The sequence below is a fragment of the Nocardia terrae genome, assembly GCF_009760405.1.
Lineage (GTDB): Bacteria > Actinomycetota > Actinomycetes > Mycobacteriales > Mycobacteriaceae > Nocardia > Nocardia terrae.
Map to the genome: position 1 here is coordinate 430,761 of NZ_WRPP01000004.1, position 20,919 is coordinate 451,679.

The 20,919-nt window shown below is 69.0% G+C and carries 18 protein-coding genes; 6 read left to right on the forward strand and 12 right to left on the reverse strand.

Annotation, left to right across the window (positions count from 1 at the left end):
- Window positions 1-19: 19 nt before the first annotated feature.
- The 3 genes from GPX89_RS22105 to GPX89_RS22115 all read right to left on the reverse strand — a co-directional run bounded on the left by GPX89_RS22105 (window position 20) and on the right by GPX89_RS22115 (window position 2,401).
- Window positions 20-862: an alpha/beta fold hydrolase gene (locus GPX89_RS22105; RefSeq protein ID WP_157389503.1), complete on the reverse strand. Its 843-nt coding sequence runs from the start codon at window positions 860-862 to the stop codon at window positions 20-22.
- Window positions 863-984: 122 nt separating this feature from the next.
- Window positions 985-1,548 (reverse strand): TetR/AcrR family transcriptional regulator, encoded by a 564-nt coding sequence (locus GPX89_RS22110; protein ID WP_198347536.1) that lies wholly within the window; start codon window positions 1,546-1,548, stop codon window positions 985-987.
- Window position 1,549: 1 nt separating this feature from the next.
- Entirely contained in the window at window positions 1,550-2,401 is an 852-nt protein-coding gene (locus GPX89_RS22115; protein ID WP_157389505.1) for an alpha/beta fold hydrolase, read from the reverse strand.
- Between the two features lie 257 nt (window positions 2,402-2,658).
- Between GPX89_RS22115 and lon the strand changes: the two genes are divergently transcribed.
- The 4 genes from lon (at window position 2,659) to GPX89_RS22135 (ending at window position 7,139) form a co-directional block, all read left to right on the forward strand.
- Window positions 2,659-5,043, forward strand: a complete 2,385-nt coding sequence (lon, locus tag GPX89_RS22120; protein WP_157389887.1) for an endopeptidase La — start codon at window positions 2,659-2,661, stop codon at window positions 5,041-5,043.
- 129 nt (window positions 5,044-5,172) lie between these two features.
- On the forward strand, window positions 5,173-5,982 hold the full coding sequence (locus GPX89_RS22125) for a heavy metal-binding domain-containing protein (protein ID WP_157389506.1): 810 nt from the start codon (window positions 5,173-5,175) through the stop codon (window positions 5,980-5,982).
- Entirely contained in the window at window positions 5,979-6,350 is a 372-nt protein-coding gene (locus tag GPX89_RS22130; RefSeq protein WP_328602166.1) for a DUF5073 family protein, read from the forward strand. The genes GPX89_RS22125 and GPX89_RS22130 overlap by 4 nt, the downstream gene beginning before the upstream one ends.
- An 81-nt stretch (window positions 6,351-6,431) precedes the next feature.
- The gene (locus GPX89_RS22135; protein WP_328602167.1) at window positions 6,432-7,139 is read left to right on the forward strand and encodes an endonuclease/exonuclease/phosphatase family protein; all 708 of its coding nucleotides are present in this window, start codon (window positions 6,432-6,434) and stop codon (window positions 7,137-7,139) included.
- Here GPX89_RS22135 and GPX89_RS22140 read toward each other — a convergent pair.
- The 6 genes from GPX89_RS22140 to GPX89_RS22165 form a co-directional block, all read right to left on the reverse strand.
- Window positions 7,136-8,128, reverse strand: a complete 993-nt coding sequence (locus GPX89_RS22140) for an oxidoreductase (protein ID WP_157389507.1) — start codon at window positions 8,126-8,128, stop codon at window positions 7,136-7,138. The genes GPX89_RS22135 and GPX89_RS22140 overlap by 4 nt on opposite strands.
- Window positions 8,129-8,180: 52 nt before the next feature.
- Complete coding sequence (locus GPX89_RS22145) at window positions 8,181-9,017, reverse strand: enoyl-CoA hydratase/isomerase family protein (RefSeq protein WP_157389508.1); 837 nt, start codon at window positions 9,015-9,017, stop codon at window positions 8,181-8,183.
- 28 nt (window positions 9,018-9,045) lie between these two features.
- Window positions 9,046-10,116, reverse strand: a complete 1,071-nt coding sequence (locus tag GPX89_RS22150; protein ID WP_328602168.1) for a DNA polymerase IV — start codon at window positions 10,114-10,116, stop codon at window positions 9,046-9,048.
- Window positions 10,117-10,183: 67 nt separating this feature from the next.
- Window positions 10,184-10,654, reverse strand: a complete 471-nt coding sequence (locus GPX89_RS22155; protein WP_157389510.1) for a hypothetical protein — start codon at window positions 10,652-10,654, stop codon at window positions 10,184-10,186.
- A gap of 215 nt (window positions 10,655-10,869) precedes the next feature.
- On the reverse strand, window positions 10,870-11,817 hold the full coding sequence (locus GPX89_RS45520) for a class I SAM-dependent methyltransferase (RefSeq protein WP_157389511.1): 948 nt from the start codon (window positions 11,815-11,817) through the stop codon (window positions 10,870-10,872).
- A 92-nt stretch (window positions 11,818-11,909) separates the two neighbouring features.
- Window positions 11,910-13,790 (reverse strand): ABC transporter ATP-binding protein, encoded by a 1,881-nt coding sequence (locus tag GPX89_RS22165; protein WP_157389512.1) that lies wholly within the window; start codon window positions 13,788-13,790, stop codon window positions 11,910-11,912.
- 281 nt (window positions 13,791-14,071) lie between these two features.
- Here GPX89_RS22165 and GPX89_RS22170 point away from each other — a divergent pair, with 281 nt between their 5' ends.
- On the forward strand, window positions 14,072-16,795 hold the full coding sequence (locus tag GPX89_RS22170; protein WP_157389890.1) for an FAD-binding and (Fe-S)-binding domain-containing protein: 2,724 nt from the start codon (window positions 14,072-14,074) through the stop codon (window positions 16,793-16,795).
- Window positions 16,796-16,923: 128 nt separating this feature from the next.
- Window positions 16,924-17,865: a DNA-3-methyladenine glycosylase family protein gene (locus GPX89_RS22175; RefSeq protein ID WP_328602169.1), complete on the forward strand. Its 942-nt coding sequence runs from the start codon at window positions 16,924-16,926 to the stop codon at window positions 17,863-17,865.
- A 7-nt stretch (window positions 17,866-17,872) separates the two neighbouring features.
- Here GPX89_RS22175 and GPX89_RS22180 read toward each other — a convergent pair whose 3' ends face one another.
- Genes GPX89_RS22180 through GPX89_RS22190 form a run of 3 tightly spaced genes read right to left on the reverse strand, consistent with a single transcriptional unit; the run spans window position 17,873 to window position 20,869 of the window.
- A complete protein-coding gene (locus tag GPX89_RS22180) occupies window positions 17,873-19,147 on the reverse strand; it encodes an ABC transporter substrate-binding protein (protein ID WP_157389513.1) in 1,275 nt (424 codons plus the stop codon).
- Between the two features lie 11 nt (window positions 19,148-19,158).
- Window positions 19,159-19,989, reverse strand: coding sequence for a carbohydrate ABC transporter permease (locus tag GPX89_RS22185; protein WP_157389514.1), 831 nt, complete (start codon window positions 19,987-19,989; stop codon window positions 19,159-19,161).
- On the reverse strand, window positions 19,979-20,869 hold the full coding sequence (locus GPX89_RS22190; RefSeq protein WP_157389515.1) for a carbohydrate ABC transporter permease: 891 nt from the start codon (window positions 20,867-20,869) through the stop codon (window positions 19,979-19,981). Before GPX89_RS22190 ends, GPX89_RS22185 begins: the two co-directional genes overlap by 11 nt.
- Window positions 20,870-20,919: the final 50 nt, after the last annotated feature.

The window sequence follows — 20,919 nt, forward strand, 5'->3', positions numbered from 1 at the left end:
CCCGGGCGTGGTCGAGGGTTCAGGGCCTGCTGTCGGCCGGGAGGTGGGCGGCCAGGAAATCGGTGACGATGGCGGTGACCTCGGGGGCCCGCTCGAGCATGGGAACATGGCCGCAGCCGTCGAGGTATTCGGCGCGGTCGGGGCGCAGCCGCGCATTGACGGTGCGCCCGGCCGCCGCGGACAGGACGCGATTCTGGTTGCCCCAGATCACGCACACCGGCGGCAGGTCGGCGCGGTCGGGCCAATCATCCAGGGCGGCAAAGGAAGACAGGTCTCGCACCAGGTAGATGAGCGCCCGCGCCGGAAACCCCGACGACGACAGCGGTGCGACGTACGGGCATTCGCGATAGGCGCGACGGGTGGTGAACCAGGATCGCGCGGTCCGGCGGGCCACCCAGCGCGGGGTGTGCCAGTCGCTGAGCACCCGGGCGGTGCCGTCCGGCAGCCGGCGGGCGAGCCGGGCCCCTTGCCGCCAATTCCCGTGCATGGCGGTGGATTCCGTCAGCGGGTTGATGGCGATGACGGCCCGGAACAGTTCGGGGTAGCGGCGAGCCAGCGTGAGGCTGACGGCCGAGCCGACGCAGTTGCCGATCAAACCGGCGTCGGTGAGCCCGTGCTGCAGGAGGAAGGCGCAGATCAGTTCGGTGTAGCGCTCGAGGGTATAGCCGTCGAGAGGCTTGTCGGATTCCCCGTATCCGGGCAGATCGACGGCGTAGCAACGGTAATCACGGGACAGCGCCGCCATCTGCGCGGTCCAGATGAGATGAGAGGACCCCGCGCTGTGCAGCATGACCACGGGCGGGCCGGTCTCCCCCTGCCGCGTGTAGGCGATGCGCGTCCCGTCGAAGATGAACTGCTCCATGACACTCCAACACCTTCGTTGCCAGTGTTGGATTCATGGTCCCGCAATCCGGTTCGGTACAAGCCGATTTCGCGATTCAGTGCTAGCCGATTTCGCGATTCGGTGCGAGTCGATTTCACGATTCAGTGCGAGCCGATTTCGGTGAGCCCGCGGTCGAGGAAGCGGATCATCCAGTCGAAGCTGTCCTCGAAGTCGCCGCTCCACTGGAAGCCGTCGGAGGCCTGCAGGGTGGCGAAGCCGTGGAAGGTGCAGCGCAGTGTGCGCAGGGCGTGCACCATCTCGCCCTCGTCGATGCCGTAGCCGCGCAGTACCGCGGCCATGGAGTCCAGGACGCGGGAACCCGATTGCAGCAGTGGATCATCGGGCCCGGTGAACTTCGCACCCACGGTGGCGCTGTAGCGGCCCGGATGCCGGACCACGTAGTCGCGGAAGGAATTCGCGAAGGCGGCGAGCGCGGCGCTGCCGGAGAGCCCGTGCATGGCGTCGCGCACCTGCTTGTCGAGTTCGGCCATGGCGAGCGCCGCGATCGCGTGCTGCAGGTCGGCCAGGCTCTCGATGTGCTTGTACAGCGAGGGTGTTCGCACTCCCAAGCGCTGTGCGAGCGTGCCCAGGGCCAGATTGCCGAATCCGACGTCGTCGGCGAGGGCGGCCCCCGCGGCGACGACGTCGGTTCGATTCAGGCCCACCCTAGGCATGGTTTTCCTTCAGGAATGGCAGCACCAGCGCGGCCACCTCCTCGGCCTTCTCGAACTGCGGGTAGTGGCCGGTGCCCTCGACCAGACCCAGGCTGCCCAGTCCGGCGGGCAGGGCGGCGACGATGCGCTGACCCTCGGCCTCGGGGCTCGGGAAGTCGGGGTCGGCGCCGCCCATGATGACGAGCGTCGGCTGAGTGACGTTGGGGACCTGGGCTTCCGCGTCCGCGGGGGTCGACTTGCCGGTCTTCATGAATTCGGCCATCCGGCCGGGCTCGCTCAGCTTGGCCTTGACCTCGGCGAGGTACTCGTCGCGGTCGGCGGGCTGCGAGGGCATGGCCACCGTCAGGTACTTCAGCCACTGGCCGAGGCTCTTGAACATCATCGTGGACATCAGCGGAATCATGCCGCCGCGGTGCCGGGCGTTGAACAGCAGGGCCCCGAGGTCGGCCTTCTGGGTGAGGGTGAACGGGTTGATCTCCACGACCGCCCGCACCAGATCCGGGCGCTGAGCCGCGGCGATGGTGACCGACCCGCCGGAGAGCGAGTGTCCGATCAGAATGGCCGGCTCCCCGCCCAGCTTCTCGATGACCGCGATCAGGTCGTTGGCCACGTCGGTGCGGCTGATGGCTTCCTTCCCGGTCACCGAGGCCCAGCCCATGCTCGACTCGCCGTGCCCGCGCATATCGGTGTTGACCACCCGGTATCCGGCGGCCACCAGCAGCGGCACCAGGTGCTTGTTGACGTTCCGGTCGATACCCATGCCGTGCGACAGCACGACCAGCGGGCCCTCGCCCGTCTCGTCGTAAGCGATCCGGCCACCGTCGATATCCACGTACTGCGTCATGGTCTTTCACTCTCTGAGAGGAGCTAACTGCGATAGCCATAAAGCTAATCGCTTTAGCCAATCGCGTCAACACTTTTCCGAAAACAGAATCTGACCTGGACTGATCCATGTTCGCCCCCGGCGAACACAGGCGCGGAACAATCGGTATACCCCTTGGGTTGAGTAGGTAACGCTCAACCTTGGAAGGGGTCGAAGACGTGACTACACCAACGAACCTGCCGGTCCTGTTCCTGACCGATCCGATCGTGCTCCCCGGCATGGTCGTGCCGATCGAGCTGGACGAGTCGTCGCAGGCCGCCATCGATGCCGCCCGCGCGGGCAAGGTCAACCAGGTGCTGGTCGCGCCTCGGCTGGACGAGGGATACGCCACCTACGGCGTCGTGGCCACCATCGAACAGGTCGGCCGGATGCGCGGCGGCGCGCCTGCGGCGGTGCTGAAGGCCGAGAGCAGGGCCAAGATCGGCCACGGCGTGACCGGGCCGGGCGCGGCGCTGTGGGTCGAGGCCGAGCCGGTCGAGATCCCGGCCGCCGACGGCCGCACCAAAGAGCTTGCGGCCGAATACAAGAAGCTGGTCGTGTCGGTTCTGCAGCGCCGCGAGGCGTGGCAGGTCATCGACGCGGTCAACCAGATGAACGATCCGTCCACCCTGGCCGACGCGGCCGGCTGGGCGTCGTACCTGACCAATGATCAGAAGCGCGAAATCCTGGACACCCCGGACACTTTCGCGCGGCTGACCAAGCTGATCGAGTGGACCACCCAGCACATCGCCGAGACCGAGGTCAGCGAGAAGATCAGCGAGGACGTGCGCGAGGGGCTGGAGAAGCAGCAGCGCGAGTTCCTGCTGCGCCAGCAGCTCAACGCGATTCGCAAGGAGCTGGGCGAGGACGAACCGGACGGCGCGGAGGACTACCGCACCCGCGTCGAGAACGCCGACCTGCCCGCGGACGTGAAGGAAGCGGCCCTGCGCGAGGTCGGTCGCCTGGAGCGTTCCAGCGATCAGAGCCCCGAGACGGGCTGGATCCGCACCTGGCTGGACACCGTCCTGGAACTGCCGTGGACGGTGAAAACCACCGACTCCACCGATGTCTCGGCCGCCCGCGCCCAGCTGGACGCAGATCACCACGGCCTGGACGAGGTCAAGGACCGCATGGTCGAGTACCTGGCCGTGCGCTCCCGCCGGGCCGCCCGCGGCCTGGAGGTGGTCGGCGGACGCGGCTCCGGCGCGGTGCTGGTGCTGGTCGGTCCGCCCGGCGTCGGCAAGACCTCGCTGGGTGAATCGGTCGCACGGGCATTGGGCCGCAAGTTCGTGCGCGTCGCCCTGGGCGGCGTGCGCGACGAGGCCGAGATCCGCGGTCACCGGCGCACCTACGTGGGCGCGCTGCCCGGCCGCATCGTGCGCGCCATGAAGGAGGCGGGCTCGATGAACCCCGTCGTCCTGCTGGACGAGATCGACAAGGTCGGCAGCGACTTCCGCGGCGATCCCGCGGCGGCCCTGCTGGAGGTGCTGGATCCGGCGCAGAACCACACGTTCCGCGACCACTACCTGGACCTGGATCTGGACCTGTCCGACGTGCTGTTCATCGCGACCGCGAACGTCCTCGAGACGATCCCCGGCCCGCTGCTGGACCGCATGGAGCTGATCAGCGTGGACGGCTACACCGAGGCCGACAAGGTGGCCATCGCCCGCGACTTCCTGATCCCGCGGCAGTTGGAGCGCAATGCCCTGACCGCCGAGGAGGTCTCGATCACGGACGAGGCGCTGCGCGAGGTCGCCGCCAACTACACCCGGGAAGCCGGTGTGCGGCAGATGGAGCGGCTGATCGCCAAGGCGCTGCGCAAGGCCGCGACCAAGCTGTCGGAGTCGGCGGACATCTCCGACACCGAAAGCGTCATCGTCAAGGGCGAATTCGTGCCGGAGGGACTGGGTTACGACAAGGACCTGGGCTACGACGGCGAATCCGCCTCGGCCACCGGGAAACTGGTGATCGGGCTGGGTGACCTGAAGGACTACCTGGGCCGTCCGCGCTTCACCCCCGACGGGGTGGAACGCACCGCGGTCCCCGGTGTGGCGACGGGTCTGGCCGTGACCGGCGCGGGCGGCGACGTCCTCTACATCGAGGCCAATGCCGCCGAGGGCGACCGCTCGCTGACCCTGACCGGCCAGCTGGGCGACGTCATGAAGGAGTCCGCGCAGATCGCCCTGACCTACGTCCGCTCCCACCTGGAGGAGATCGGCATCGAGCCGAAGGTGCTGGATCGCAATATCCACATCCACTTCCCGGCGGGCGCGGTCCCGAAGGACGGGCCGTCCGCGGGCGTCACCATGGTCACAGCCCTGGTGTCGCTGGCCCTGGGTCGCCAGGTCCGCGCGGACGTCGGCATGACCGGTGAGGTCACGCTGAACGGACGGGTGCTGCCGATCGGCGGCGTGAAGCAGAAGCTGCTCGCCGCCCAGCGCGCCGGCCTGAAGACCGTGTTCATCCCGGCCCGCAACGAGCCGGATCTGGACGAGGTCCCGGCCGAGGTGCTGGCCGCCCTGGATGTCCGTCCCGTCGCCGACGTGGCGGAGATCCTGGCCTACGCCATCGAGCCGGTGGCGGAACCGGCCTACGACGGGCGGCAGCTGAGCGCCACCGCGTAAACCCGCTCGAGCAGGAGCCGTGCGTGTTCTGTGAACACGCACGGCTCCTGTCGTTTCGGCAGGCCAGGAACCAGACCGGGTCGTACCCTCGTTAGGGATTCATCGGGGTTCCGACGGAGGGCGAAAACGATGCAACCGAATCAGCCGAGTCAGCAGCCGCAGCAGCTCGATCAGGTCGCGGGCGAGCGCCTCTCGCACGCGAATCGCATCTTCACCTCGGATCTCTCGGTCAACGAGTTCGCGCTCTTGCACGGTGCGGGCTTCGAACCCATCGATCTGGTGATGGGCGTCTCCGTTTATCACGTCGGTTTCCAGTTCACCGGAATCCGGCAGCAGCAAGAACTTCCGGTCCTCACCGAGGCCACCTATCGGGCGCGCTGGAATGCCATGTCCCGCATGCAGGCCGAGGCCGACGCGCTGAAGGCCGATGGTGTGGTGGGTGTCCGCCTGGAGTGGCGGCAGCACGGCGAATCCCTCGAGCACCTCGAGTTCATAGCGGTCGGCACCGCCGTCCGCTACGCGAAATCCCCTGGCAGCTACCGCCGTCCGAACGGTCAGGCGTTCACCAGCCACCTCTCGGGCCAGGACATGGTGACGCTCATGCGCACCGGTTACGCACCCGTCGCGTTCGTCATGGGCAACTGTGTGTTCCATGTCGCCGTGCAGGGCTTCCGCCAGATGCTCAGCCAGATGGGCCGCAATATGGAGATGCCCCAGTGGACCCAGGGCAACTATCAGGCCCGCGAGCTGGCCATGTCCCGGATGCAGGCCGAGGCCGAGCGGGACGGCGCGACCGGTGTGACCGGCGTGAGCTTCGATATCTCCAACTACGCCTGGGGCTATCACACGGTCGAGTTCTACGCTTCCGGCACCGCCATCCGCCGCATCAACGAGGGCGACCCGATCACCCCGCAGTTCACCCTCGGAATGAACTCGTGACCGATTTCGACACCGAGGCCGCCGCCCGCGCCATCAACGCTGCGCTCGGCGGTCCCGGCGGCCTGGGCCTGGTCTTCACTGTCTTCTCCGGCGTCCCCGGAGTTACCCGGACTCCGGCCCGCAAGTCGATGTTCCGTTCGGAGCCCGAGCGGGTCCAGATCGGCTCCTGGCGCTACGAGGTCACCCGGGACCAGCGCATCAAGGCCGGGCACATCGTGGGCGGAATCGTCCTGGCCGAGGAGCTGCTTCCGGCGGCGGGCATCGCTCCGCACCTGGCCCGCGCGCTGGCCGAGATCGCCTCCTCCTACGGTGCGCCCGCGCTGCCGCAGCTCTCGGCCGCGCTGGAGGTGCTGGCCGAAGCGGGCTGAATCGGCAACCGGCGAGCGAACATCGTTGTTTCACATGAAACGAAAGCGACACGGTCCGTGGGGATCTCATAGGGTGCTGTGGTGATCACCGTTGCCACCTGGAATGTTCTGCACCGAGTCCACGCCGACAACTGGGACAGCGATATCGCCGCCGGGTGGCCGGAGGAAGCCGAGCGCATCGCGGCCGTGACCGCCGCGGTCGCGGCCCGTTCCGAGACGGTCGTCGCGCTCATGGAGGTCAGCGGCGATCAGCTGGCGAGCCTGCGGAAGGCGCTGCCCGCCAGGGAGTTTCATGTGCTCGACTACCCCCGGGTGCCCACTCCTCGCCGACGGCCCAACGTGCTGGACCAGCGCAGCGAGCATCTGGTGATCCTGGTGGACGGCACCGCGCGGCAGGTGGCCGTCGAGCCTTTCGATTTCGCCCTCGATCCGGGTAAGGGCGCGCTGGCGATCGAGCTCGACGGGCTGCGGATCGTCGCCACCCATGTCAGCGGCGACCGGCGCCGCGGCGGCCAGCTGGCCCGATTGCGCGAACTCACCCCGACCGGACCGGCCGTGCTGCTCGGCGATTTCAATATCGGCCGGGATGAGCTGATCGCGGCGCTGGGGCCGGAGTACGCGGTCGCCGAGTTCGCGCCGGATGCCCTCCCGACCCGGCCCCGGGATTCCGGGTCGAAGTCACAGTTCATCGATCACATTGCCACGCGCGGGATCCCGGTGCGCGAGCTGACCGTCGAGGATGTGGCCGGAGCGTCCGACCACAACCTCGTCCGGGCGATCGTCGGTTAGAACTCCCCCGCCACGCCGAGAACGGTGCGGCCGGAATGGGTTCCGTCCAGGATGGAGTGCAGGACGGCCTCCGCCTCGGTGATCGGGGCGTAGTTCTCCAGCAGCGAGAGATGCCGGGGCTTCAGGTCCTTGGCCAGGCGGGCCCACAGATCGCGCCGCTGCGCGATCGGGAAGTGCGCGGAGTCGATGCCGAGCAGTGAGACTCCGCGCAGGATGAAGGGCATGACCGTGGTGGGCAGGTCGGAACCGCCGGTGAGACCCGAAACCGCGACCGCGCCACCGTATTTGACGGTGCTGAGCACGTGGGCCAGGGACGTGCCGCCGACGCTGTCCACCGCGGCGGCCCACTGGGCCTTGCCGAGCGCGCGCAGCTTCTCGCCCTCACCGGGCAGGCGGCCGATCACCGAGTTCGCGCCGAGGGTCGAAAGCAGCTCGCCCGCACCGAGTTTGCCGGTCGAGGCGATCACCTCGAAGCCGAGTCCGGCGAGAATGTCGACCGCCACGCTGCCCACGCCGCCCGTCGCGCCGGTCACCAGCACCGGGCCCGCCTCCGGGGTGAGACCCCGGTCGAGCAGCGCCTGCACGCTCATCGCGGCCGTGTAACCGGCGGTGCCGATGGCCGCGGCCTCGCGCGGGGTCAGACCCTCGAGCTTGACCACCCATCCGGCGGGGACGCGCGCGTATTCGGCGAAGCCGCCGTGATGGGAGACGCCGATCTCGTACCCGTGCGCGACGACCAGGTCGCCGGGCGCGAATTCCGGATCGGTGGAAGCGAATACCTCGCCGGTGAGGTCGATGCCGGGGATGAGCGGGTACTGGCGCACCACCCCGCCACCCGGTGTGATGGCCAGCCCGTCCTTGTAGTTCGCGCTCGTGTAGTGCACCTTGATCGTCACCTCGCCGGGCATGAGGAAATCGTCGCTGACTTCCTCCCGGATCAGGGCGATCCCGTCCTTGGTTTCGTGTGCCACCATCGCCTGGAACTCCATGCCCCGAGCATAGGACTCCACGCGCTGGTCAAGTCGGTGAAAGCGGCCGAGCTCAGGCGAATTTCGGGGCGCGCTTGCCGGTGAAGGCGGCAATGCCCTCCTGGCCGTCGGCGGATTCGGCGCAGTGGGTGATGAAGCCGGCCTCGGTGTTCAGCTGCTCCTCGAGCGTGTGCTGGCCCGAGACCAGCAGCAGCTTCTTCACATTCGCGTTGGAGCCCTTGGGTCCGGTCGCGAATTCCTGGGCGAAGGCCTCGACCGCCTCGGTCAGCTGGGCATCGGGCACCACCCGGTGCAGCAGGCCCCAGTCCAGCGCCTCGGGCGCGGTCAGGGTGCGGTTGGTGAGCATCAGGTCCTGGGCCTTGCGCAGGCCGATGAGCCGCGGCAGGTAGTAGGACGCGCCGCCATCCGGGCTGAGGCCGATCTTGGTGTAGGCCATGGTGAATTTGGCCGATTCGGCCGCCACCACCAGGTCGCCGGCCACCGCGAGGCTGAATCCGGCGCCCGCCGCGGTGCCGTTGACGCCCACGATCAGCAGTGCGTCCATCCGGGCCAGCGCCGACACCGCGTGATGCAGGGTCTCGGCCAGCTTCTCGATGAACCGGCCGGCATTGTCGGCCTCGGCCATGGCCCGGACGTCGCCGCCCGCCGAGAAGAACCGCCCGGCACCGGTCAGCACCACGACCTTGACGGCCGGATCCTCCGAGCAGTACTCGGCCGCGCGCACCAGCTCGTCCGCGAGCGCCTGATCGATGCCATTGGCGGCGTTGGGCCGGTTCAGGGTGATGCGGGCGATCGGGCCCTGGTGCTCGAACAGGATGTTCTCGTAGTCGCGCCCACCCGTCGCCCCGCCGCCGCCCCTGCGGGAATCGCTGCGCGATGCTGAATCCATCTGAAAGCCTTCCGTCGGTGAAACCTGATCACAGCATGGCGTACTCGACGCGGACCCCCAGCAACCGGATAGGTCGATCCAGCTCGAATTGATGGAGGACCTCCAGCGCGATCTGCACGATCTCGTCCACATCGGCCGTGGGCGCGGGCAGTTTCCGTTGCTTGCTCCGGGTGAAGAAGGTCTTGGTCCGCACCGTCACGCTGACCCGCCCGATGCCCCGGCCCTCGGCCACGGTCTCCTCCGCGACCTGCGCGGCCAGCCGGACCACCGCGGCATCGATCTCGTCGCGTTCGGTGAGGTCCCGCGGGAACGTCTCGGATCGGCTGTGGCCCACCGGCTCTCGGGGTTCGGAGATATCGGTGTCGCCCGCACCGTGGCCGAGTACCCAGAGATAGGGGCCGGTATTCGGCCCGAACTCCGCGGCCAGTGCCTTCCGGTCGGCGGCCGCCAGGTCGGCGACGGTCTCGATGCCCAAGCCGCTCAGGCGTTTCGCGATCCGCGCGCCGATTCCCCACAGTGCGCCGGTGGGCCGGTGCGCCATCAGCTCGACCCAGTTGTCGGCGGTGAGCCGGAAGATGCCGGTTCCGGTGTCCGGGTCCACCGCTTCGCCGGATTGCCCCGTCTTGCCGACCGCTTTGGCGAACCCGGTCGCCAGCTTGGCCCGAGTCTTGTTGTCTCCGATGCCGACCGCGCAGGTCAGGTCCAATTCGGCGATGGCGGCCCGGATCTCGCGCGCCAACTCCTCCGGCTCGTCGGTGTCGACCGCGAGGAACGCCTCGTCGAAGCCCAGCACCTCGACCCGTCCGGGGAAGGTGCGCAGCAGCGCCATGATCTCCTCGGACGCCTCGGCGTAGAACGCCAGATCCTGGGGCAGGAACACACCCTCGGGGCAGACCCGCGCGGCCGTGCGCAGCGGCATGCCCGCGCGCACCCCGAAGGCCCGGGCGGGATAGGACGCGCAGGACACCACCTTGCGGGGTTCGGCGGGGTCGCCGTTCCCGCCCACGATGACCGGCTGACCGCGCAGCTCCGGATGCCGCCGGAATTCGACCGCGGCCTGGAATTGGTCGAGGTCGACGTGCAGCAGCCAGCGTGTCACCCCTCCGTCATACCGCATGGTCTCCCGAAATGCCGGGATCCGCGGCAGCGCCCGAGGAAATGAACGGTCAGCGGGACCGGCGCAACCACATGAGCGGCGAGCGATAGGCGTAGCGGGCCTTCACCACTCCGGTCTCGACCCGGCCCACCACCCGGATCAGCGGCGCACCCGGGAAGCGCGGCAGCTTGACCCGATTCGCCACCGTGCCCTCACCCGGCGTCACGCCGTCCAGATCGACCCGCCAGCCGCGCGGCACGATGAGCACGATCGCCCCCGCACCGGCGGTCACCTGGATGTCGATCTCGCGACGGGAGCAGCGGGCCTGGGTGAAGTCGACCACCAGCTTTCCCGAAACACATTCGGCCATCAGCTTTTTCGGGACGACCCAGTCCTCGTCGGTGCGTTTGGTTCCGCCCGATGCCCGTAGTTCCAGCGGAGGCGTGTCGGTGCTGGGCTGAGATCGCCGCGCACCGAACATGCGCTCGACATCGTCGACACGAACGGCGGGCGTCTGCCGCTGCTCCTTGGTACGGGTCACCGAAACTCCTCCCCCTGGCATGTGAAACGATCATGTGAGTTATGCCATGGGAGCTCGAATTATGCCGCATAGCAGGGCATTTCGGGACGTCAGATCGGCCTCGGCGGGCACAACACGGTGTCGGTTCGGGCACGGCCGGGTCACGACCGTCCCGAACCATGTCAGCGTGCTATCGGCGACCCAGCGCGAGCGCTATCGACGACCCAGCGCGAGCGCTATCGACGACCCAGGAAGACCGTGGTCGCGCCGAGAATGTAAATGTCCTCGCGCGCACCGACATACGTGTCGGCGCCGGCGTCGAGCAGGGCCGTCAGGGTGGCCCGGTCCGCCTCGGAGACGCGGTCGCCGACCCGTTCGGTCAAACCGCTCAACCACGCGATGACGCTCTCGCGTACGGCCGGGGCCGGCGGCGCGGGGTGGTCGGTGAGCACGCTGAAGGAGGTCACCTGCTCGAGCCCGGCTCGGCTCAGCGCCACATTCCAGCCGTAGGGCATGGGTGTCGAACCGGTGATTTCGGCGCGCATCTGCGCGAATCCCGCGTCGCGCAGCGCCAGCAGGCGATCCTGCAGGCCGGGCGTGCCGACGCCGAGATCCCAAGGCAGACACCGCATCGCCAGCCCGCCCTCGGCCAGTGCCAGCCAGCCGCCCGGCCGCAGCAGCCCCGCCAGCCGCGCGGTGCCCGCCTGCTGGTCGGGCAGGTGATGCACCGAGCGCGAGGCCCACACCAGATCCGCCTCCGGCAGTCCCGCACCGAAATCGGCCGCCGCGGCATCGGCCAGCACGGTTTCCACCCGGACGCGGTCGTCGCCGTCGAGCGCGACCTTCACCGCCTGCCGCGCCACCTCGAGCAGCTCCGGCACCGCGTCGACGATGACCAGCCGCCCGCCGCCGTGCGCGAGCAGTTCCCGCGCGAACGCCACGCTCTGGCCGCCCGCGCCCGCCCCGATATCCAGCACGGTCGCCTCGGGCCCGACGTGGATCGCATCGATCAGCCGCGAGGCGATCTCCGCGTTGGCCGCGGCCGACATCGCGTCATCGCGCTGCAGGTCGGGGATCATGGTCGCCCAGTCGATGCCGTCGTGCGTGTGCCCGTGACCGTGCCCATGTCCGTGGGAATGCTGGTGCCCGTGCGTGTCTGCCTGTCCGTGCGAATGAGAACCCATGCTCCCGACGCTATCCGCCCGTGGGCCGGGAGCCCCACTCCTTTTGCCGGTTCGGCAAGCCGCAGGTCCGCGGCCTGCGCCACGACGGGCGCCTACGCCACGGCGGGCGCGCTCGCGTCGGCGAACTGGGTGCGGTAGAGCTCGGTGTAGCGGCCCTCGGCGGCGAGGAGTTCCGCGTGGGTGCCGCGCTCCACGATGCGGCCGTGCTCGAGCACCAGGATCTGGTCGGCATTGCGGATGGTGGACAGGCGATGGGCGATGACCAGGGCGGTGCGGCCGTCGAGCGCCTCGGCCAGGGCCTCCTGGACGGCGGCCTCGGAGGTGGAGTCCAGTGAGGCGGTGGCCTCGTCCAGGATCACCACGCGGGGCTGTTTGAGCAGCAGGCGGGCGATGGTGAGCCGCTGGCGTTCGCCGCCGGAGAGACGGTAGCCGCGCTCGCCGACCACGGTATCCAGGCCGTCGGGCAGGGATTCGAGCAGCTCGCGTAACCGGGCGCGCTCCAAGGCATCCCAGAGATCGGCTTCGGTGGCCTCCGGGCGCGCCAGCAGCAGGTTGGCGCGAATGCTGTCGTGGAACAGGTGGCCGTCCTGGGTCACCAGGCCGACGGTGTCCTGGATCGACTGACCGGTCAACTCGCGCACATCCTTGCCGCCCAGCAGCACCGCGCCGGAGTCCACGTCGTAGAGCCGCGAGACCAGTTGCGCGATGGTGGATTTCCCGGCGCCCGAGGAGCCGACCAGCGCCACCAGCTGTCCGGGTTCGGCGCGCAGCGAAACCTGGTGCAGCACTTCCTCGCCGCCGCGGGTGTCGAGCGTGGCCACATCCTCGAGCGAGGCCAGCGACACCTTGTCCGCCGATGGGTAGCCGAAGCTGACGTCGTCCAGCTCGACCGCCACCGGGCCCGCGGGGACCGGCACGGCCAGCGGCGAATCCTGGATGAGCGGCTTCAGATCCAGGATCTCGAAGACCCGCTCGAAGCTCACCAGCGCCGACATCACGTCCACCCGGGCGCTGGCCAGCGCGGTGAGCGGCGTGTACAGGCGGGTCAGCAGCAGCGAAAGCGCCACCACGGCACCGGGTTCCAGTTCACCCTTCAGGGCGAGATAGCCGCCGAGCCCGTAGACCAGGGCCAATGCCAGCGCGGACACCAGGGTGAGCGCGGTGACGAACACCGTCTGCAGCATGGCGGTGCGGACGCCGATATCGCGCACCCGCCCGGCGCGCAGGCCGAATTCCGTGGACTCCTGGCGCGGTCGGCCGAACAGCTTCACCAGCGTCGCGCCCGGCGCGGAGAACCGCTCGGTCATCTGGGTGCTCATGGCCGCGTTCAGCCCGGCGGCCTCGCGCTGGATGCCGGCGATGCGCTCACCCATGCGCCGCGCGGGCACCACGAACACCGGCAGCAGCACCAGCGCGAGCAGGGTGATCTGCCAGGACAGCCGCAGCATGACGGCGAGGGTGAGCGCGAGGGTCACCACATTGGTGACCACCCCGGACAGTGTGGTGCTGAAGGCCCGCTGCGCCCCGATGACGTCGTTGTTCAACCGGCTCACCAGTGCGCCGGTCCGGGTGCGCGTGAAGAAGGCGATGGGCATCTTCTGGACGTGATCGAACACCGCGGTGCGCAGATCGAAGATGAGCCCCTCCCCGATGCGCGCCGACAGCCAGCGGATCACGATGCCCAGCCCGGCGTCCAGCACCGCGACGGCCGCGATGATTCCCGCCAGCACGATCACCGTGCGTGGCGCGCCGTGCCCGACGATCGCGTCGACCACTCGCCCGGCCAGCACCGGGGTGGCCACGGCCAGCAGCGCCGAGGCGATGCTGAGCACCAGGAACGCCACCAGCGGCCGATGATGCGGGCGCGCGAAGGCCAGAATCCGCCGCGCTGTCGCCAACCGCAACGGCCGCTGCTCGGTGGGCGCGTTCATCTGCCGGTACAGCTGGCTCCAACCCACGGATTCGATACTCATCCCCGCTCCTCACGTCCGGGTTCCATCGAACCCCACACCACCGACACTAAGACCTCAACAAAGGTTCAGATCAACCCCATCCGCCCGGGTCGAGCGTTCGCGCTGGGCGAAAATCCGCGCGCCGGCGCGAACTGACGCGGATCGAGGGTCCGGACGAAGCGCGCCGCCGCGCCGACTCGAGTTCGGTGGACGACCCGGCGGTTGGCGTGAGCGCCCGTGGCGGCCACCGCGCATAGGGTTGAGCCGTGAGCGAGGCGTGGGAGCGAGCGTTGCGCGGGGCGATGACCGGCGAGGTCGACACTGATCCGCGCCGGCGGGCCGAGTACTCCTCGGACGCCTCGAACTATCGGGTGCTGCCGCGCGGGGTGGTGTTCCCGCGGGACGCGGCCGATGTGACGGCTGCCCTGGACGTGGCGCGGGCCGAGGGATTGGCCGTGACCGCGCGCGGGGCGGGAACCTCGGTGGCGGGCAATGCGATCGGACCGGGTCTGGTGCTCGATTTCAGTAGGCACATGAACGCCGTCCTGGAGCTCGATCCCGATCGGCGGATCGCGCGGGTGCAGCCGGGGGTGGTGCTGGCCACGCTGCAGCGGCGGGCCGGGACGCACGGGCTCCGGTTCGGACCCGATCCCTCCACGCAGAACCGCTGCACCCTGGGCGGGATGATCGGCAACAATGCCTGCGGCCCGCGTGCGGTGGCGTGGGGACGCACCTCGGATACGGTGCGGGAGTTGCGAATTCTGGATGGTCTCGGAATCGAGCGCACCCTGGGCGACGATCTGACCGTGGTCGCGGGACTCGCCGAGTTCGCTCGCGCGCACCTGGCGCTCATCCGCACCGAATTGGGGCGATTCGAACGGCAGGCATCCGGTTACGCACTGGAACATCTACTGCCGGAACGCGGTTCGTCCGTCGCCCGGGCCTTCGTCGGTACCGAGGGCACCTGCGGGCTGCTGCTGGAGGCGACCGTCGACCTGGTTCCGGTGCCCACGGCGACGGCCCTGGTGGTCCTCGGTTATCCGGATATGCCCACGGCCGCCGACGATATCGCCGCGGTCATGGCGGTACGCCCGTTGGCGGTCGAGGGTATGGATGCCCGCCTGGTCGATGTGGTGCGGACCCATCGCGGCGCGGTGCCCGCACTCCCGCGCGGGGGCGGCTGGCTGCTGGTCGAAATCGCCGGTGACACCGCCGAACAGGCCCGGGAACAGGCCGAACTATTGCGGTCGAGGGCACATGCGCTGGACTCCCGGGTGGTCCTGGACAAGGCGGAGGCGCAGTCGCTGTGGGGCATTCGAGCCGATGGTGCGGGTCTGGCCGGTCGGACCCCCGACGGCCACCCGGCCTGGCCGGGTTGGGAGGACGCGGCCGTGCCGCCGGATCGGCTGGGCGACTACCTGCGCGACTTCGAGGTGCTCACCCGCGAGCACGGCCTCGACGGACTGCTGTACGGGCATTTCGGCGACGGCTGCATCCACGTCCGCCTGGACCTGCCCATCGCCGATGCGCCACAACGCTTCCGGGCCTTCCTCGAGGACGCCGCGCGGCAGGTGGTGAAATTCGGCGGCTCCCTCTCGGGTGAGCACGGTGACGGCCGCGCCCGATCGGAACTGTTGCGGCACATGTACTCCCAGCAGGCGCTCGATGCCTTCTCCGGGTTCAAGGCCCTCTTCGATCCCGGCGACGTGCTGAATCCCGGTGTGCTCGTGCGCCCGCGTCCCCTCGACGCCGATCTGCGGCTGGCCGGGCTGCGGCCACTGCCCACGACCGGCGGTTTCGCATTCCCCGCCGACGGTGATCTGGCCACGGCCGTGCACCGCTGCGTCGGTGTGGGCAAGTGCCGAGCCGACAACCACGCCTCCGGCGGTTTCATGTGCCCGTCGTATCTGGCCACCGCCGACGAGAAGGACAGCACGCGGGGCCGGTCCCGCGTGCTGCAGGAGGTCGTGCGCGGGGCACTGGATTGGCGTTCCGACGCCGTGGCCGAGTCGCTGGATCTCTGCCTGTCCTGCAAGGCATGTCATTCGGACTGCCCCGCCGGGGTGGACATGGCGACTTATAAATCCGAGACGCTGTACCGCCGCTATCGGCGCAGGCTCCGCCCGATCGACCACTACTCCCTGGGCCGATTGCCGCAGTGGCTGGGCGCGGCCACCCGGCTGCCGGGGCCGGTGAACAAGGCGGGCGGTATCGGCCCGCTGCGCCGGTTCGGGTTGCGACTGGCCGGGATGGATCCGCGGCGCGAGGTACCGACCTTGGCGGACACCAGTTTTCGCCGCTCCTGGCGGCCGGGTTCGAGTGCCGGCGAGCCGGGGGTGATGCTGTGGATCGACACCTTCACCGATGCGTTCGATCCCGAGATCGCCCGTGCCGCGGTGAAACTGATCGAGTCGCTCGGTCATCGGGTGGATATCCCGGACCGCCGCGTCTGCTGCGGCCTCACCTGGATCAGCACCGGCCAGCTCGACGGCGCGCGAAAGCGGTTGCGCGCCACCGTCGATGCCCTCGACGCGCACGTCCGCTCGGGCGGCGTGGTGGTGGGCCTGGAGCCCTCGTGCACGGCCGCCCTGCGGGAGGATCTCCCGCGCCTGCTGACGGATGATCCCCGGGCCGCCACGGTGGCAGCTGCGATCCGCACCCTGTCCGAATTCCTCGAGACCCAACCCGGGTGGCGGCCTCCCGACCGCTCCGGATGCACCGTCCTGGTCCAGCCGCACTGCCACCAGCACGCGGCGCTCGGTTTCGAGGCGGATCGTCGAATTCTGCGCGCGACCGGTGCGACGGTGACCGAAATCACCGGATGCTGTGGACTTGCCGGAAATTTCGGAATGCAGCGGGGTCATCACGACATTTCGGTCGCAGTGGCCGAGAACGGCCTGCTCCCGGCGCTCCGGGCGAGCTCGGAGAATTCGATCTTGATTGCCGACGGATTCTCCTGTCGGACCCAGGCCGAGCAGCTGGCGGGTCGTACCTTCCGCCACCTCGCCCAGTTCCTTCTGGACTGAAGGGCACCCGCCGAAGCGGGTGCCCTTCCCTCATCCGAACATTGAATGCCGCCCGTTTGCTGAATAGGCGGGACAATCGGACTGAACATCGCGGCTTTCGATAGTCGCGTTACCAATAGAATGACGCGGTGACTTCAGCGCCGCTCGCATCGACCGCCCGCGAGCGCACCCGCACCCTCACCTCCGATCGGCCACTCGACCTGGCCGCCACCATCTCTCCGCTGCGTCGCGGCTTCGGGGATCCCTGCCACCGTGAAACCCCCGACGGCTCGCATTGGCACGCGTCGCGCATGGTCTCGGGCGAGGTCACCTACCGGCTGCGCCAATCCGACCGCACGAGCGTCGACGCCCGGGCGTGGGGTCCCGGCGCGGAGGAGTTCCTCGAGCGCCTGCCCGAGATGCTCTGCCTGGACGAGGACGTCAGCGACTTCGCGCCCGAGCACCCCATGGTCGCCGAGGCGCACCGCCGCAATCCGGGCTTGCGCATGCTGCGCACCGGTCTGGTGTGGGAGGCGCTGGTCCCGGCCGTGCTGGAACAGAAGGTGCACACCAAGACCGCCCACGACTCCTGGCGGAAACTGGTGTGGCGCTATGGCACTCCCGCGCCCGGCCCGGCTCCGCAGGGTCTGCGCGTCATGCCCGACGCCGAGACCTGGAGGCATATCCCGTCCTGGGTGTACCACCGGGCCAATGTCGGTCCGCAACGGTCGAAGACCATCGTGCTGGCATCCCGCATCGCGCCGAAGCTGGAGCAGGCGGCCGCGCTCGGCCACGCCGAGGCCGCGCATCGGTTGCGCACCGTGCCCGGCATCGGCGTGTGGACGGCCGCCGAGATCGCCCAGCGGGCCTTCGGTGACCCGGATGCGTTGTCGGTGGGCGACTTTCACCTGGCCGCGACCGTCGGCTGGACCCTGCTCGACCGCCCGATCGACGATGACGAGATGGTCGAGTATCTGGAACCGCTGCGCCCGCACCGCTATCGGGCCGTGCGGCTGCTCGGCCTGGCGGGTTTCGCACGCAAACCGAAGTTCGGTCCACGCACGCCCTACACCGACCACAGCCGCATCTGAGTCCGCCTCACCGCTGGGTGGCGGCCGTGTCCGCCTCGCGTTGCGCCCGGGCCAGGGCCTCGGCCACCGGAATCCGGCCCAGATACATCTCATCGAAGATCGGCGTGATCGCCTGCAGCGCGGCCGGAAATCCGCTGCCGCCGCCCGCCGCGATCGTGGCGCCGCGCAACACGTCGAAGAACGGCGACACATCCACTCCCTGTCGCGCCCAGTAGTCGCGATAGACCTGCTGTTCGGACACCACCGCCGGAATGGTCGCCCCGTCCAGGCCGAGATAGCGGTTGCCCGCCGCGCCGCCGAGCCAGGCCAGGACACGCCGGACCGCCTCCGGATGCGCGGTGGCGGCGTTGCCCGCGACGCCGATCGCGTTGTCGGTGCTGACCCGTCCGGCCGGTCCCGCCGGAATCATGGCTATCCCCCAAGGGAATTCGGCATTCTTCGCGATGGTGGACAGATCGAAGGTGCCCGACTGGAACAGTGCCATGCGCCCTTGCAGGAAGGCGTTCTTCGCGAAGTCGCCGCTGGTATTGGTGTCGGCGGCACCTGGCGAGAGCCCGTCCGCGACCAGACCCACGGTGTAGCCGAAGGCGTCGCGTCCCGGCGCGGAGTCGAAGGCGAACCGGCCGTCGCGCTGCAACTGCCCGCCCGCCGAGCCCAGATACGGCAGTGTGATCGACTGAAAGTCGTTGGCGGCGTTGTACGGCCACGCCGAGGCGGGAGCCAGCCGCCGCAGCAGCGGCCGGAAGGTGTCGCGCCCCGCGTCGGGACTCCAGCGGGCCGTGGCGAGCTCGCCCGGATCGACCCCGGCCTTCGCCAGCAGGTCCCGATTGAAGTACACCGCGGTGCCGCCGTCCACGAATTGCGGTACCGCCCACAGCCGTCCCGCGCGCGTGTACTGCGCGACCACCGCCGGATCCCAGGCCCGGGTCGCGTCGGACCCCAGCGCCGCCCCGATATCCAGCAGATGCCCGCTGTCGGCATAGTCCTCGTACAGGTTCGTCCAGAACAGGTCGTCGGCGATCCCGCCCGCCACATCCAGGCGCAGCTTCTGGGCATAGGAAGCCCACGGCACCACGGTGATCCGCACCTCGAGGTCCGGGTTCGCCCGCTGGAACTCGTCGAGCGAGGCCCGATACGCCGACACGAAACTCTGATCCCAGATCCGCAGCCGCACCACCGTGCGCCCACCGGCCTCGGTATCGCGCCCCAGCCACAGCGCCGCCGCCGCCAGCAGCACGGCGACCACGACGATGCCCAGCAAGGCCCGGGTTGAATCTCTCATCTGCGGCCCACTCATTTCAGCCCCGTCACCGCGATCGACCGCAGCACCTGCCGCTGGAACACCACGAACACCACCACCAGCGGCGCGATGGCCAGCGTCGTCGCCGCCATGATCAGCGTCCACTGAGAGTTGTACTGCGTCTGCATATTCGCGGTGGCCACGGTCAGCACCTGCCACTTCGGCCCCGACGCCGCCACCAGCGGCCACATGAAATTGTTCCACTGCGAGACAACCGTGATCACCGTGAGCGTGGCGAGAATCGGCCTGCTCATCGGCGCCACCACACTCACCAGAATGTCGAGAGTGTTCGCCCCGTCCACCCGAGCCGCGTCGATGATCTCGCCGGGGATGGCCCGGAAGTATTGGCGCAACAGGAATATCGCGTACGGCGACCCGAACAGGAACGGCAGCACCAACGCCCAGAAGGTATTGAGCCAGCCCAGTTTCGCGAACATCAGATACAACGGCACCAGCGTCACCGCGCTCGGCACCATCATGGTCCCCAAGTAGGTCCAGAACAGGACGTCCCGACCGGGAAATTCGATGCGCGCGAACGCATATCCGGCCATGACCGAGAACAGCAGCTGCCCGCAGGTGAGACACACCGTCATCAACGCGGTGACCGCCACCGCCCGCCCGAGCCCCTGGTCCAGCACGGTGCGGAAGTTGTCGAGAGTCGCGGGATGCGGCGTGGCCAAAGCTGATTCATTGGCGAACTGCCGGGGCTTCTTGACTGCGGTCAGCGCGCTCAACACCAGAGGCGCAACCGTCAGCAGCGCCCCCACCACCAGCACCGCGTACGCCACCCCGGCCCGGACCACTCCCCGCCGCTCAGTACTCATAGCTGGTCCGATCCCGGAAGTACCGATGCTGCACCACCGTGATCACGAACATCACCGCGAACACCACCACCGCCATAACCGCCGCCCGCCCCGGCCGCGCCGCCTCGAACGCCTCCGAATACAGCCGCATGGCAACCACATCCGTGTGATGGTCGGGCCCGCCCTTGGTCAGCGCGAACACCGCGTCGAAGGTCTGAAACACACTCAGCACCCCGGTAACCAGCACGAAGAACATGGTCGGCCGCAGCAACGGCAGGATCAGCCACCGAATCCGCCGCCACCCGACGGCCCCGTCCAGCGCCCCCGCATCCAGAATCTCCCCCGGTATGGCCCGAATTCCAGCAACGAAGAACAAAGCCACATACCCGACATTCATCCACACGATCACCGAAGCCACCGCCGGCAACGCCAACGTCGCCGAACTCAGCCACTCGACGCGCCGTCCCAACAGGGCGTTCAACGCCCCACCCGTCGGCGCGAAGATCCATTGCCACACCACCCCCACCGCCACCGGCGCGCACATCCACGGGAGCGCGTACACAACCCGCAAGACGGTTCCGCCCCGCCCGCGTCGGGCCAGCATCGCCGCGACCGCGAAGCCGAGCGCGGTCTGCACCGGCACGACAATGGCCGTGAGCACCAGCGTCACCAGAATCGAATGCCCGAATCGCCGGTCCGTCAGCACCGACCGCCAATTGCTCCATCCGACGAATTCGATCGGTCCCAGCAGATTCCAGCTGTGCACGCTCAGCCACAGCACCACCGCGATCGGCAGCAGCAGAAAGCAGCCCACCCCGACCAGGCTGGGCAACAATAATGCGTACCCGGCGGCGACCTGCCTGCGCGCCGCCGGCGTGCGGTGCCGGGCCCTCCGATCCATGATCAGCGACGCTACCGGCGCGGGTCGTGGCGCCCGCTTTCCCACGCCCG

Excerpts from the sequence above, each read along its gene's own strand:
- GPX89_RS22105 (WP_157389503.1), bottom strand. The coding sequence starts at position 862 with ATGGAGCAGTTCATCTTCGACGGGACGCGCATCGCCTACACGCGGCAG.
- GPX89_RS22115 (WP_157389505.1), bottom strand. The coding sequence starts at position 2,401 with ATGACGCAGTACGTGGATATCGACGGTGGCCGGATCGCTTACGACGAG.
- lon (WP_157389887.1), top strand. The coding sequence starts at position 2,659 with ATGGTCGTGCCGATCGAGCTGGACGAGTCGTCGCAGGCCGCCATCGAT.
- GPX89_RS22125 (WP_157389506.1), top strand. The coding sequence starts at position 5,173 with ATGCAACCGAATCAGCCGAGTCAGCAGCCGCAGCAGCTCGATCAGGTC.
- GPX89_RS22140 (WP_157389507.1), bottom strand. The coding sequence starts at position 8,128 with ATGGAGTTCCAGGCGATGGTGGCACACGAAACCAAGGACGGGATCGCC.
- GPX89_RS22145 (WP_157389508.1), bottom strand. The coding sequence starts at position 9,017 with ATGGATTCAGCATCGCGCAGCGATTCCCGCAGGGGCGGCGGCGGGGCG.
- GPX89_RS45520 (WP_157389511.1), bottom strand. The coding sequence starts at position 11,817 with ATGGGTTCTCATTCGCACGGACAGGCAGACACGCACGGGCACCAGCAT.
- GPX89_RS22165 (WP_157389512.1), bottom strand. The coding sequence starts at position 13,790 with ATGAGTATCGAATCCGTGGGTTGGAGCCAGCTGTACCGGCAGATGAAC.
- GPX89_RS22170 (WP_157389890.1), top strand. The coding sequence starts at position 14,072 with ATGACCGGCGAGGTCGACACTGATCCGCGCCGGCGGGCCGAGTACTCC.
- GPX89_RS22180 (WP_157389513.1), bottom strand. The coding sequence starts at position 19,147 with ATGAGAGATTCAACCCGGGCCTTGCTGGGCATCGTCGTGGTCGCCGTG.
- GPX89_RS22185 (WP_157389514.1), bottom strand. The coding sequence starts at position 19,989 with ATGAGTACTGAGCGGCGGGGAGTGGTCCGGGCCGGGGTGGCGTACGCG.
- GPX89_RS22190 (WP_157389515.1), bottom strand. The coding sequence starts at position 20,869 with ATGGATCGGAGGGCCCGGCACCGCACGCCGGCGGCGCGCAGGCAGGTC.